The organism is Sorangium sp. So ce321 (genome assembly GCF_051530195.1).
Classification (GTDB): Bacteria; Myxococcota_A; Polyangia; order Polyangiales; family Polyangiaceae; genus Sorangium.
The window spans coordinates 9922001-9935209 of record NZ_CP150329.1; the positions used below are offsets into that span (position 1 = coordinate 9922001).

The following is a 13209-nucleotide window of genomic DNA, read 5'->3' on the forward strand; positions in this document are numbered from 1 at the left end:
ACGGTCCTCTGCCCCGCCTCGCGCCCTCTCCGCGAGCCCCCACCCTGGCCAACTCGCCGCAGAGCGGCGCTCACCCGCACAGGAGACGGGCCCAGATCGGCGTTTTCGGCGCGGAGGCGTACTCCCGTACGCCGAGCACCGAAAACGTCGAGGTGGGCCCGTATCCGAAGCGGGTGAGCGCCGCTCTACGTCGACGCCCGCCCCGGGATCGGGAACAACGGCTCCTCCGGCGAGCGCCCGGGGCCCGGCGCGACCGACGACTTCGCGAGGCCCGGCGGCCCCGTCGGGAGCGTGGGCTCGTCCTCGAAGCGCGCCGCCGTGACCTTGAGCCGCGTGAAGATCGCCTCGGCCCGATCGTGCATCGTCACCGCCTCGCGCCGCGCCGCCATGTTCGCCACGAAGCTGCGATCGGTCGTCAGGAACCGCGCGTAGGCCTGGAACGTGCGCGCGAGCTCGAGCTCGTTCCCCGTCTCCTCGAAGAGGCTCACCGAGCGCGCGAAATAAGCGCGCGCGCTCTTCGTGTTCGCGCTGCCCCAGCCGCCCGCCGCGGTGATCTCGCCGAGCGTCCGGAGCGCGATGCCGAGGTGCACCTTGCTCCGGACCGAGGCGAACAGGTCCACCGCCCGGCTGATCGAGTCGCGCGCCTTCTCCAGATCGCCCCGGAGCATGTAGGCCTTCCCGAGGGCGCGCCGCGCCTCGGCCAGCCCGAGCCGGTCGCCCAGCTCGTCGCAGAGCTCCTCGGCCTGCTGCAGCACGCGCACCGCCTGGTCCGGATCGCCGCTCCGGTAGAGCGTCCCGCCGATGTTCGTCAGGATCAGCGCCGTCCGGTTGCGATCGCCGACCTGCCGCGCCACCTCCAGGGCCTCCTCGAAGAGGGCGAGCGCGCGGCGGTGGTCCCGCTGGTCCTGGGCGATCATGCCGAGGTTGTTCAGGCTCATCACGACGCCGAGCAGGTCCGAGATCTCGCGCCGGATCGCGAGCGACCGCTCGAACGTCGCCAGGGCCTGCTTGAACTCGCCCGAGTCCTGCAGGGCGAGCCCGAGGTTGTTCAGCGAGAGCGCGATCGAGCGGCGGTCCCCCATCCGCTCCCGGCGGGTGAGCGCGTCGCGCAGCCACTTCAGCGCCTCCTGGTACTCGCCCCGGAGCCAGTGCAGCTTGCCTATGTCGTCGATGGTCGAGGCGATCCCCCGCTCGTCCCGCGCGCCCTCGAAGAGCCGGAGCGCGGTCGTGAGGTGCTTGCCGGCCTCGTCGAGCGAGCCGCTGTCGCGGTAGAGCCGCCCGATGCGGTTGTGCGCGGCGCCGCCCTTGCGCCGGTTGTCGAGCCGGTAGGCGAGCGTCAGCATCTCGCGGAAGGCGGCGAGCGCGTCGTCGACCCGGCCGGCGAGCTGAAGGACGTCGCCGTAGTCGTGGAGCGCGTCGATGCGCCGCGCGACGTGCGCGTCGCCGAGCAGCGAGAGCCCGCGCGCGTAGTACTCGGCGGCCTTCGCGTTCGAGTAGCGCCCGCGCGCCACGTCCCCGGCGTCGAGCAGCGAGAGCCCCGCCCGCACCGCGTCGCCGATGCGCTCGCGGTGCACCGCGAGCTGCGCCAGGAACTCCTCGCTGGCGCGCACCGCCACCTGCTGCTCCAGCCACTCGGCGATCGCGTGGTGGTAGCGCCGCTGGGCCGCGGCGCTCATCCGCTTCTGGAGCGTCTCGCGCTCCTTGTCCTGCGCGAACACGTACTCGTCCGAGCCCGCGAAGCTCGACTCGCTCTGCTTGCGCAGGTAGCCGCGGTCGCACAGCGAGCGGAGCGACGCGTTGATCCGGTCGAGGTCCTTGTCGCTCTGCTCCTCGCCCCACAGCTCGGGCGCCTGACAGCCGGCGCGGCCGAGCACGAACAGCGCGCCGCTCCAGAACACCGGGCCGATCGTCGCGGCCTGCTCGAGCAGCTGCCGGCTGTCCTGATCGAGCGCGGCGAGGCGGACGTTCACGGCGTCCTCGACCGTCATCGGGAGGCTCGCCGTCGACAGCTTCCCGAGGTGGACGCGCCAGCGCGGCCCGCCCGCGGAGTCGGGCGAGAGCTCCTCGATCACGCCCTGGTCGTGGCAGATGCGGACCATCTGCTCGAGCAGCGCCGGGTTGCCGTTCGCGAAGGAGCAGGCCGCCTCGACGAGCTCGGGCGGCGCGCCCGGCCGGGGCTGCGACTCCGCGCCCGCGGCGTCGACGACGACGATGTCCTCGCCCCCGCGCGGCAGGCAGGGCGCGAGCAGCGCCCGCGCCAGCGCCGCCGAGTCGGCCTCGCCGAGCGGCGAGAGCTCGATCAGCGCGTGGCGCCGCTCGCCGACCTTGCCCCAGTCGTCCTGGCGGGTGAGCAGCTCCGGGCGGGCGGCGCAGAGGATCAGGACCGGGCCCGCGAGGTACTCGATGAGGTAGCGCACGAGCGCGAGGGAGTCGTCGTGGGCCGCGTGGAGGTCCTCGAAGACGAGGCACACGGGGCCGTGGGCGGCGTCCGCCTCGAGGAACGCCTTCAGGACGGCGCGGCGGATGAGGTCAGCCTGCGCCGGATCGTCCTGCACCGCGCGGGTGAGCGGGCTGTCGCCGAACGCGAGCCCGATGAACTGGCCGAGGAAGTAGATGACGTCCCCGACCTTGCGGTCGCCCATCACGTGGGCGACCTGCGCGCGGACCTCGGCGCGGGCCGCGTCCTTCTCCATGCCTTCGGAGAGGCCGAAGCGGGCGCGCAGGAGCCGCGTGAAGAGGCCGTACGCCGACGCGATGTCGCCGGCGTTGCCCGAGTAGACGCGCAGCGGGGCGGAGCCCTGGCGCCGCTGCTCGAGGAAGTCGCGCGCGAGCCTGCTCTTGCCGATGCCCGGGGGGCCGACGAGCGTCACGGTCCGGGTGGCGCGCTCCCTCTCGACCGCGTCGAGGGCGCGGGCCAGCGCCGTCAGCTCGCCCTCGCGCCCGATCAGCGGCGCGCGGGCGGCCGGCGCCGCGCCAATTGCACTGTCCTCTCGGCTCATCTACCTGTGGCCTCCACGTCCCCCGGGTGCCGCAGCTCGGGACACGATGTCCGGAGCCTATACCAGGTTCGGCTTCCGTGGCGCGTGCGGTAAACTGCAGGGCGTGGACGACGAGGTCACGGGGACGCCGCACGGCGCGGGCAGCACGGCGCGAGACGCCGCGGAGATCCGCGGGCGCATCACCGCCTGCTTCAGCCTGATGGAGCTGCGCCGCTTCGCGGAAGAGCTCGGCGTGCCGGATATCCCCTGGGATCGGGGGATCCAGGGCGCGGCGCACGAGCTCGTCCGGCGCTTCGAGCAGCGGCGCGAGCTCTGGTCGCTCGTCGAGAGCCTCCGCGCGGTGAGGCCGCTCGTGGAGTGGCCCGATCAGCGGACAGTGCCGCCGGTGTCGTCGCTCGGGCACGCGCACACGGACATCCCGCGACCTGCACCGCTGCCGAACCTCTCGCCGGTGCCGGTCCCCTCACCTCCAGCGTACGTCGCGACCCTGGCGCCGCCGCCGATCCCGCCGACGACGCGCACGCCGGGCGTCCCCACGCCGGAGCCCGCCGCGCGGGCGCGGGCCCCCGGCGCCGGCGGGCCGGCGCGGCGCCAGGCCGGCGCACCCGCCGCTGCCGAGCGGACGCCCGCGCGGGCGGCGCGCCGCGTCGATTCGCGCGTCCTGCTGGCCGCCCTGGCGCTCGTGGTGGCCAGCCTGTTCGTCGCCTTCCTGATCGGCAGGGCGTCGAGCGCTCCTGGCGAGGAGGCGGCGCGCGCGGCGCCCACGAGCGGCGCGCCCGCGAGCGGCGCGCCCGCGAGCGCCCCGGCGCCGGCGCTCCGGCCGGACGGGGTCGCGGCGCGCGCCGCCTCCGCGATCGATCGCCACATCGAGAGCGTCGCACGGGCGTGCGAGATCCAGCCGGGCGCGGCGGAGGACGTGATGCGCCGCGCGTTCGAGCGCTGCGGGCCGGCGCCTGCGCACCCGGCGTTGCCCGCCCCGGCGGCTCGCGGCGCTCCGCCGGCCGCGGACCTGCCACCGTCGCTGCCGCCCGCCGCGGGGGCGGCGCCTCGCGCGCCCGCCGCGGCCGGCAACGCCGGGTGCGTTGGCGCGTGCGAGCGGCGCCACCAGGCATGCCGGGCGACGCAGTGCGGGAGAGAGCCCACGCAGAGCAGCCAGTACCAGAAGTACCAGAGCTGCCTGTCGACGTGCCTGGAGCAAGCATCCAGGTGCCGACTCGGCTGCCTCTGAGCCCGCACCGCGCGAGCGCTCCGAGCGCCGGGCCAGCGCGGGCGCGTCGATCGTCAGGCGCGAGCCGCTGAGCGCCGCGGGCCGAGCCTCAGAGGGACGGCGGCCGGCTGCGCCGCATCACGTTGACCGTCGCCGTGGGCTGGTGCTCGGGGCAGCCGGTGCGGCCAGACCGGCTGGGATCGAAATCGATGCGGAGGCAGGTCTTGCAGACGCAGAGGTACGCGTCGTGGAACTCGCGGTAGCTCAGGATGTCGGCGGCGAACAGGCTGAGGACGATGTCGCTGAGCAGGTCCTCCTCGCGCGGGCACGGCTCCCAGAGCGCGGGGTCTCCGGCGCGGCGCACGCGCCCGCCGTCGATGGCAGCGCCGAGGAACCGATCGTCCGAGGCGGGGGGCATGAAGGCGCGGAGCGAGGCGAGCACCCGGAACCGCGCCGCGCCGACGAGCTCCCGGAGCTCGGCCTGGTCGAGGTCCGCGTCGAGGGGCGGGCCGAGCATCACCTGCTTGGAGAAGCCCTCGGTCACGTAGGCCGGACGGCGCATCCGCCCGGTCGTCACGAGGTGCTTCTCGAACCAGGCCGCGAGCGCCGCGGCGCTCTGGGGCGGCGCGTCGATGAACGTGAGCGCCGCGAGCAACGCGCGTCGATCATGGCCGCTGGCGACGAGCGAGGGAGTGGATGGGAGCGTCGGAATCGAGGTGTGGGAGTCCGCTTGCCGCATGAACACCCCCCTTGTTCGCCCCAGTCTGCACGAGGACTTCTCTCCAGGTCCAGATGGCCGGACGCCCCGATCAAAGAATGCGGGGCTACCTTCGATGCAGCGCGTTATTCTGCCTTTGCCGACGCGGCAGGGCGCGGGAGGCCGGCGGCGTCAGTCCGTTATCTTGAGCGCGCCGCTGTCGTCGAGCGCGCCGCTCGCGTCGGCGCCGTCGGAGTCGGCCTCGACCTCCTCCTGCGACGCGGAAGGGGCCGAAGGCCGAAGAAACGACAGGTCCAGGCCGCCCATGGGCTGCTGCGCGGCCGCGCGCGCGGCGGCGAGGGGGAGCGCGTCGCGCTCGCCTGCGCGCGGCGCGGCGCGGCGCCCCTCCTTCTCGGGCCGCGGGCTCTCGGGCCGCGGGCTCTCGGGCCGCGGGCTCTCGGGCCGCGGGCTCTCGGGGCGGGCTCGCGCCGCGGGATCGCGGCGGCTCGCCTCGGCCGCGCTGGGCCGCGCCGGCGCCGCGGTCGTCTTCCGGGGGCGCGCGGCCTGGGAGCGCGCGGCCGGGGTCCGGAGCGCCCTCGCCATCTTCGCCATCCGCGCGCGCGTGCGAAACGAGGGCGCGTTCTTCGCGAGCTCGATGCAGCTGCCGCGCGTGGCGCCGGGGCAGGAGATGCGCACGTGCATGTGGTCGTCGTGCGGCTCGGCGCCCGTCGGCTGCATCATGGCGAGCTGCGCGCGCACGAGCAGCGCGCGCGAGACGCCGATGCGCTTCGCGTGGGCGAGCAGCGCGGACCGCAGCGGATCGGAGACGAAGATGTGGCTCACGCGGGCGCGCGGGTCGGTGAGCAGGTGCTGCACGAGCAGCCAGTTGCGCGGCAGGTCGAAGCGCGCCCCGGGCATGTTGGTCGAGGCGAGCCGGGCGTTGAACCGCAGGAAGAACTGCGCGTGCACCTGCTTGCCGCGCGCGTCGAGCGCGTAGAAGCCGAGGTCGACGTCGCGGCCGCTCTCGTGGGAGTTGTGGCGGTGGACCTCGCCGCCCTGCTGGCGCGACAGGTCGCCGACGTCGAGCACGGCCCCCGGGAAGCGCCTGGCGACGCCGCGCGCCGCGCGCTCGATCATGCCGACGAGCGCCGGCAGCCCCCAGCGGACGTCGGCGTGGGCGTAGGCGGGCACGACGCGGATGTCCTTGCGCGAGGTGTCGAGCCGCACGCCGCCCTCGAGGCGCCCCTCGTTCGGATGGCCGACCGACGACGCGGGCGTCCGGGGGGCGGCCTTGGTCCTGGCGGGCTCGGTCGATCTCGGGCCCGCGTCGCCGGCGCGAGGGCGGTGGCCCTTGATCGGGTCCTTCGCGCGCAGCGCTCGTGGCGCCGCCGGGCGCGCCTGCGCGCGCTGCGCGCGGGGCGCTGGAGATGCCGCGGCGGGGCGCGCCGGTGCTGCCGTCGCGGCGTCGGCTGAACGGAAGCCGGGCAAGGAGAGCGCCAGCATCGTGAACAGCAAGGAGAGCGGTCGAGGCACACCGGTGCGTTACGAAGTTTCGGCGTGCAGGGCCAAGAAGCCGGCGCGCCTTGGTTGCCGCGTTCACGGCGCGCCTCGCGGCGCCGCGGCGCCGCGGCGCCACGGCGACGGCCGGCGCCGCCCGGCCCCTGTGCCGCGCTGCGGCGCCGGCGTCGCGGCATGCCGCGGCGGCAGCGGAGGCTTTTGCCTCGCGGCCAGTTGGGCTACCTCTCTTGCGGCCATGGACAAGGTCTACAAGAGCGCGCTGGATGCGGTGAGAGACATCCCGAGCGGCGCCACGATCCTCGCGGGCGGCTTCGGCCTCTGCGGCATCCCGGAGAACTGCATCGCGGCGCTCCGCGAGCTCGGCACGAAGGATCTCGTGGTCGTGTCCAACAACTGCGGAGTCGACGCCTTCGGGCTCGGGGTCCTGCTCCAGAACCGCCAGATACGGAAGATGGTCTCGTCGTACGTCGGCGAGAACAAGGAGTTCGAGCGGCAGTACCTGAGCGGCGAGCTCGAGGTCGAGCTCACGCCGCAGGGCACGCTGGCCGAGCGCATCCGCGCCGGCGGCGCCGGGATCCCTGCTTTCTACACCCCGACCGGGGCGGGCACGGCCATCAGCGAGGGCGGGCTGCCGGTGCTCTACGACCCCGACGGCACGGTGAAGCGGTACTCCGAGAAGAAGGAGGTGCGGCAGTTCGACGGCCGCGACTACGTGCTCGAGCCGGCCATCCGCGGCGACTACGCGATCGTGAAGGCCTGGCGGGGCGACCGGTTCGGCAACCTCGTCTACCGCCACACCGCCATGAACTTCAACCCGATGATGGCCATGGCCGCGAAGGTGACGATCGCCGAGGTCGAGGAGCTCGTGGAGGTCGGCTCGCTCGACCCGGACCACATCCACACGCCCGGGATCTTCGTGCACCGGATCTTCCAGGGCGAGCGCTACGAGAAGCGGATCGAGCGGCGCACGGTGCGCAAGGCGGCTTCGGCCTGACCGCGCGCGGCGGAAGGACAGGGGACACGATGGGACTCACGCGGGAACAGATCGCGCAGCGCGCCGCGCTGGAGCTCAGGGACGGCTACTACGTCAACCTCGGCATCGGGATGCCGACGCTCGTGGCCAACTACATCCCCGCCGGGATCGAGGTGGTGCTCCAGAGCGAGAACGGGCTGCTCGGCATCGGCCCCTACCCGGCCGAGGGCTCGGAGGACCCGGACCTCATCAACGCCGGCAAGGAGACCGTGACGATGCTCCGCGGCTCGGCGATCTTCTCGAGCGCCGAGTCGTTCGCGCAGATCCGGGGCGGCCACATCGACCTCGCGATCCTCGGGGCCATGGAGGTCTCCGCGAAGGGCGATCTTGCCAACTGGATGATCCCCGGCAAGATGGTGAAGGGGATGGGCGGGGCGATGGACCTGGTGGTGAGCGCGAAGCGCGTGGTCGTGATCATGGATCACGCGGCCAAGAACGGCGCGCCGAAGATCCTGAACGAGTGCGCGCTGCCCCTCACCGGGCGGGGCGTCGTCCACCGGATCATCACCGACCTCGCCGTGCTCGACGTGACGCCCGAGGGGCTCTTGCTGCGCGAGCTCGCGCCCGGCGTGAGCGCCCGAGAGGTGCAGGAGAAGACACAACCAACCCTGCGGGTCCCCTCCGACGTGATGGAGATGGACCTCGGGAGCGCCTGAGGGTTCGCCGATGACCTGGCCCGAAAAGACCCTGCCGACGACCGACGCGAGCGAGAAGCGCTCGCTGGGAGCGGGCGTGTTCCGTCGCTGCGACGGCTGCGCGCACACGCACGACGCCGCCGAGCTCGCGCGCACCTTCGAGGTGTGCTCGCAGTGCGGCCACCACCACAAGCTCGACGCCGACGGGTGGCGGAGGCTCCTGCTCGACGATGGCGAGCTCGCCCAGTGGGACGATCACCTCGTCCCGAACGATCCGCTCCGGTTCAGCGACGGCAAGAGCTACCGCGACCGCGTCGCCGCGCTCCACAAGAAGAGCCGGTCGAAGGAGGCGATCGAGATCGGCCGGGCCAGGCTGGACGGCCGGGATATCGCCTACGGCGCGTTCGTCTTCGCCTTCATGGGCGGGAGCATGGGCTCCGTGGTCGGCGAGAAGATCGCCCGCCTGTTCGAGCGCGCGGCCCGGGAGGAGCTCCCGGTGGTGCTCCTCCAGTCGTCGGGCGGCGCGCGGATGCAGGAGGGCATCCTCTCGCTGATGCAGATGGCGAAGAGCGTGTCCGCGCTCGAGCGGTACCGGAAGACGCGGCTGCCGTTCCTTTCCGTGCTGCTCCACCCGACCACGGGCGGCGTCGCGGCGAGCTTCGCCTTCCTCGGCGACGTGAACATCGCCGAGCCCAAGGCGCTCATCGGCTTCGCCGGCCCCCGGGTCATCGAGAACACGATCCGGCAGACGCTGCCGGCGGGCTTCCAGCGGGCCGAGTTCCTGCTCGACCACGGCATGGTCGACGCCATCGTGCCGCGCCCCGAGATGAAGGCGTACCTCGGGACGCTCCTCCAGCACCTCGCGGGCGGTCGCCGGGCGCGGCGATGACCTCGGCGGCGCCGCGGCTCCCGGCGCTGCTCGACGCGCTGGGGCAGCGCGCGCCGCGGGGCATGGTGCTCGGGCTCGACCGGGTGCGCGAGGCGCTCGCGGCGCTCGGCGATCCCCACGAGAGCGTCCCCGCGGTGCACGTCGCCGGTACCAACGGCAAGGGGAGCGTTTGCGCGATGGTGGAGTCGATCGCGCGCGCGGCCGGGCTCCGCACCGGCCTCTACACGTCGCCGCACCTGTCGCGCTTCGCCGAGCGCATCCGCGTCCGGGGCGAGCCGATCGACGACGCGGCGTTCGAGCGGGCGCTCTCGGCCGCGCTCGAGCGGGTCCCCTCGCCGCTCACGTTCTTCGAGGCGCTGACCGTCGCGGCGTTCGTGGCGTTCCGCAACGCGGGGGTCGACCTCGCGATCCTCGAGGTGGGGCTCGGCGGGCGGCTCGACGCGACCAACGTGATCGGGGCGCCGCTCTGCACGGCGATCACGTCGATCGCCTTCGATCACCAGGCCCTGCTCGGCCCGACGCTGGCCGACATCGCCAGGGAGAAGGCCGGCATCCTGAAGCCCGGCGCGCCCGCCGTGCTCGGCCCGCTCGAGCCCGAGGCGGACGCCGCGATCGAGGCGGCGGCGCAGGCGGCGGGCGCAGGGCCGCGCCTCCGCGTGACGCGGGCGGAGCACGGCGCGCGCGCGGGCGAGATCGCGGTGGGGCGCGCGGGGCCTGGAGCGCTCGCGACGCGCGTCGCCGCGCCGGGGCGCCGCGCGGTCGAGGTGGAGCTCGGCCTGCGCGGGGCGCACCAGGCGGAGAACGCGGGAGTGGCGTGCGGCGTCGCGTGGCAGCTCGCCGGCCGGTGGCCCGAGGTCGAGCGCGCGCTGCCGGCGGGGCTCGCCGCCGCGCGCTGGCCCGGCCGGCTGGAGCGGATCGAGGCAGGCGCTGCCCATGTCCTGCTCGACTGTGCGCACAACCCGCACGGCGCGCAGGCGCTCGCGGCGTGGCTCGACGAGGAGGGCCCGGGCGCGGCGCGCACGTCCCTCGTGTTCGGGGCGATGACCGACAAGGGGTGGGGCGAAATGCTACAGACGCTCGCCCCGCGCGCGCAGCGGCGGTTCTACGTGACGCCCAAGGGCCGCGCGGCAGCCCCGCTCGAGGCGCTGTGCGCGATCGCGCCGGGCGAGCCGATCGGCGATCCGGGCGCGGCGGTGGCGCGGGCGCTCGAGATCGCCGCGCCGGGCGAGCTCGTCGTCGTGACCGGCTCGATCTATCTGGTCGGCGAGGTGCGGTCGGCGCTGCTCGGCATCGCGCCGGATCCGGTCGTGACGCTCTGAGCGGGCGGCGGGGCATCACGGGGGGGAGCGCCGCGGAGGCGCGCAGGAGCGGGCGCGTCGCTGCCCTGTCAGCGCGCCAGTCTGGCACGCGCGATGCCGGTTCCGGCGCCATGGCATTCATCAAGAAACGGCGTTCGCCGGTGCTCTTCCCAGCGGCAGCCCTCGGGGCGGCCGCGCTCGCGCGGACGGCGTTCCGCGCCCTGCGGCGGCTCGACCTGCGCGGCCGGGTCGTGGTCATCACGGGCGGCTCTCGCGGCCTCGGGCTGCTCCTGGCCGAGGAGTTCGGCCGGCACGGCGCCCGGGTGGCCATCACCGGGCGCGACGCCGGGGCGCTCGACCGGGCCGAGCAGCGGCTGCGGGCGCTCGGCGTCGAGGTGCACGCGGTGGCGTGCGACCTCGGCGATCGGGCGGCGGCCGAGGCGTTCATCGACGGCACGGTGCGCGCGTTCGGCCGGATCGACGTGCTCGTCAACAACGCCGGCGTGATCCAGGTCGCGCCGATGAAGGACCTCCGCGTGGAGGAGCTCGACGAGGCGATGCGCTCGAACTACTGGAGCGCGGTCCACGCGACGCTGAGGGCGCTGCCGCACCTCGAGAAGCAGGGGCGGGCGGCGCGCATCGTGAACATCGTGTCCATCGGCGGGCGCGTCGCCTTGCCGCACCTGCTCGGGTACAACGCGTCGAAGTTCGCGATGATGGGCTTCTCCGAGAGCCTCCAGGCCGAGCTCTCGCACGGGAGCGCGAAGGGCCCGCTGGTCACGACGGTGATCCCCGGGCCGATGCGCACGGGGTCGATCTACAACGCCGAGTTCGGCGGCAGCGAGCAGCTCGAGTTCGGCTGGTTCGGCCTGGCCTCGTCGCTCCCGATCGCGACGGTCGACGCGCGGCGCGCGGCCCGCCGGGTGGTGGCGGCGGCGCGCGAGGGGCGCGCCGCGGTGACGCTCGGGCTGTCGGCGCACCTCCTGAGCTGGGCGCACGGGATCGCGCCGCAGGCGACGGTGCGGCTGATGGGCCTGGTCAACACGCTCCTGCCGGCGCCCCGCGGCACCGAGGGGACGACGCGAGGGCGGGACCTGCGCACGCCGACGCAGAGGTCGGTGTTGCTGCGCCTGAGCAACGAGGCGGCGCGGCGCAACAACGAGGCGCCGCCGGAAGCGGCGCGATAGCGACCGCGCCGTCAAACCCGGCGCGATAGCGACCGCGCCGTCAAACCCGGCGCGATGGTGACCGCGCCGTCAACCCGGCGCGATCCCGTAGGCTGTCTTGGCAAAGGTTGCTAAGGGTGGTCTCCTCAGCCCCAACCACAGAGAGGGACCGTGCCGAAGCAGACCAAGAAAGATCAGAAGGAGAGCGCTCCGTCGGCGACGGGCGAACCGCAGAAGCAGTCCGCAGGCCGCAAGCTCTTCGGCACCGACGGGGTGCGCGGCGTCGCGAACCAGCCGCCGATGACGCCGGAGATGGCGCTGCGGCTCGGGCGCGCGATCGCGTTCGTCGCGAGCCACGGGAAATCGCGGCAGGTGCGGGTGGTGATCGGGAAGGACACGCGGCTGTCCGGCTACATGCTCGAGACAGCGATCGCGTCCGGCGTGTGCGCCATGGGCGGGCGCGTGATGCTGAGCGGGCCGATCCCGACGCCGGCGGTCGCGCAGCTGACGCAGAGCATGCGCGCCGACGCCGGGGTCGTGATCAGCGCGAGCCATAATCCGTATCAGGACAACGGCATCAAGATCTTCGGGCCCGACGGCTACAAGCTCCCCGACGTGGAGGAGGAGGAGATCGAGCGGCTCATGGAGAGCCACGAGCTCGACGAGGCCCGGGTCGTGGGGGCCGCGATCGGCAGCGCGGTGAAGCTCGACGACGCGCGCGGGCGGTACGTCGTGTTCTGCAAGAGCACGTTCCCCACGGCGCTGTCGCTCGACGGCGTGAAGGTCGTCGTCGACGCGGCGCACGGGGCTGCCTACCGCGTGGCGCCCGCGGTGTTCACCGAGCTCGGCGCGCACGTGACAGCGCTCGGCGTGAAGCCGAACGGCCGCAACATCAACCGCGAGACGGGCGCGATGCACCCGGAGCACATGAAGTCCGAGGTGCTGAAGCGCGGCGCGGCGATCGGCATCGCGCTCGACGGCGACGCGGACCGGGTGATCATGGTCGACGAGCGCGGCGAGGTCGTGGACGGCGACGCGATCATGGCGCTCTGCGCGCTCAGGATGCTGCGCACCGGCAAGCTGCCGCGGAACACGATCGTGACGACGGTGATGTCGAACCTCGGCCTCGAGCGCGCGCTCAAGGCCCAGAACGGGCACGTGGTGCGGACGGCGGTCGGGGACCGCTACGTCGTGGAGGCGATGCGGAACGGCGGCTACTCGTTCGGCGGCGAGCAGTCGGGGCACCTCATCTTCCTGGACCACGCGACGACGGGCGACGGCATCGTGGCGGCGCTGCAGGTGCTCGCGATCATGGTGGAGGAGGACAAGCCGCTGAGCGAGCTCGCCTCGAAGGCGATGCACCGGGTGCCTCAGGTGCTGGAGAACGCGACGTTCGCGACGCGCCTGCCCCTCGACAGCATGCAGCGGACGCGGCTCATCGTGGATCGCATCGAGAAGACGCTCGGGGACAAGGGGCGCATCCTCGTGCGCTGGAGCGGCACGGAGCCGAAGCTGCGCGTCATGGTCGAGGGCGAGGACGCGTCGACCATCAGCGCGTACGCGCTCGAGATCATCGAGGCGGCCAAGCAGGACGTCGCAGGCGCCACGCCCTAGCGCGCCCTCGCCATCCACATCCACGACGCAGAGCGACGCTCGCCCGCACAGGAGACGGGCCCAGATCGGCGTTTTCGGCGCGCAGGCGTACTCCGGTACGCCGAGCACCGAAAACGTCGAGATGGGCCCGTATCCGAAGCGGGCGAGCGTCGC

10 protein-coding genes are annotated in these 13209 nt (G+C 73.8%); 7 read left to right on the top strand and 3 right to left on the bottom strand.

Going from position 1 to position 13209, the window contains the following annotated elements; genetic code table 11:
* Window positions 1–185: 185 nt before the first annotated feature.
* Entirely contained in the window at window positions 186–2999 is a 2814-nt protein-coding gene (locus tag WME89_RS36635; RefSeq protein ID WP_438004264.1) for an ATP-binding protein, read from the bottom strand.
* Window positions 3000–3045: 46 nt separating this feature from the next.
* On the opposite strand from WME89_RS36635, the gene WME89_RS36640 reads away from it, so the two are divergent.
* The gene (locus WME89_RS36640) at window positions 3046–4227 is read left to right on the top strand and encodes a hypothetical protein (RefSeq protein ID WP_438004265.1); all 1182 of its coding nucleotides are present in this window, start codon (window positions 3046–3048) and stop codon (window positions 4225–4227) included.
* Between the two features lie 88 nt (window positions 4228–4315).
* Here WME89_RS36640 and WME89_RS36645 read toward each other — a convergent pair whose 3' ends face one another.
* Together WME89_RS36645 and WME89_RS36650 are read right to left on the bottom strand one after the other, a co-directional pair.
* Window positions 4316–4861, bottom strand: coding sequence for a hypothetical protein (locus tag WME89_RS36645; protein WP_438004266.1), 546 nt, complete (start codon window positions 4859–4861; stop codon window positions 4316–4318).
* 234 nt (window positions 4862–5095) lie between these two features.
* Window positions 5096–6436 (bottom strand): penicillin-insensitive murein endopeptidase, encoded by a 1341-nt coding sequence (locus tag WME89_RS36650; RefSeq protein WP_438004267.1) that lies wholly within the window; start codon window positions 6434–6436, stop codon window positions 5096–5098.
* Window positions 6437–6656: 220 nt separating this feature from the next.
* Between WME89_RS36650 and WME89_RS36655 the strand changes: the two genes are divergently transcribed.
* From WME89_RS36655 to glmM, 6 genes are all read left to right on the top strand, one after another.
* On the top strand, window positions 6657–7415 hold the full coding sequence (locus WME89_RS36655; protein ID WP_438004268.1) for a CoA transferase subunit A: 759 nt from the start codon (window positions 6657–6659) through the stop codon (window positions 7413–7415).
* 29 nt (window positions 7416–7444) lie between these two features.
* A complete protein-coding gene (locus WME89_RS36660) occupies window positions 7445–8110 on the top strand; it encodes a CoA transferase subunit B (RefSeq protein ID WP_437619283.1) in 666 nt (221 codons plus the stop codon).
* 10 nt (window positions 8111–8120) lie between these two features.
* Window positions 8121–8978: an acetyl-CoA carboxylase carboxyltransferase subunit beta gene (accD, locus tag WME89_RS36665; RefSeq protein WP_437303501.1), complete on the top strand. Its 858-nt coding sequence runs from the start codon at window positions 8121–8123 to the stop codon at window positions 8976–8978.
* On the top strand, window positions 8975–10297 hold the full coding sequence (locus WME89_RS36670; protein WP_438004269.1) for a bifunctional folylpolyglutamate synthase/dihydrofolate synthase: 1323 nt from the start codon (window positions 8975–8977) through the stop codon (window positions 10295–10297). Before accD ends, WME89_RS36670 begins: the two co-directional genes overlap by 4 nt.
* Before the next feature lie 140 nt (window positions 10298–10437).
* Window positions 10438–11463 carry an SDR family NAD(P)-dependent oxidoreductase gene (locus WME89_RS36675; RefSeq protein ID WP_438004270.1) on the top strand — a complete coding sequence of 342 codons (1026 nt, stop codon included), beginning with the start codon at window positions 10438–10440 and terminating at the stop codon, window positions 11461–11463.
* Between the two features lie 150 nt (window positions 11464–11613).
* On the top strand, window positions 11614–13056 hold the full coding sequence (gene glmM / locus WME89_RS36680; protein ID WP_438004271.1) for a phosphoglucosamine mutase: 1443 nt from the start codon (window positions 11614–11616) through the stop codon (window positions 13054–13056).
* Window positions 13057–13209: the final 153 nt, after the last annotated feature.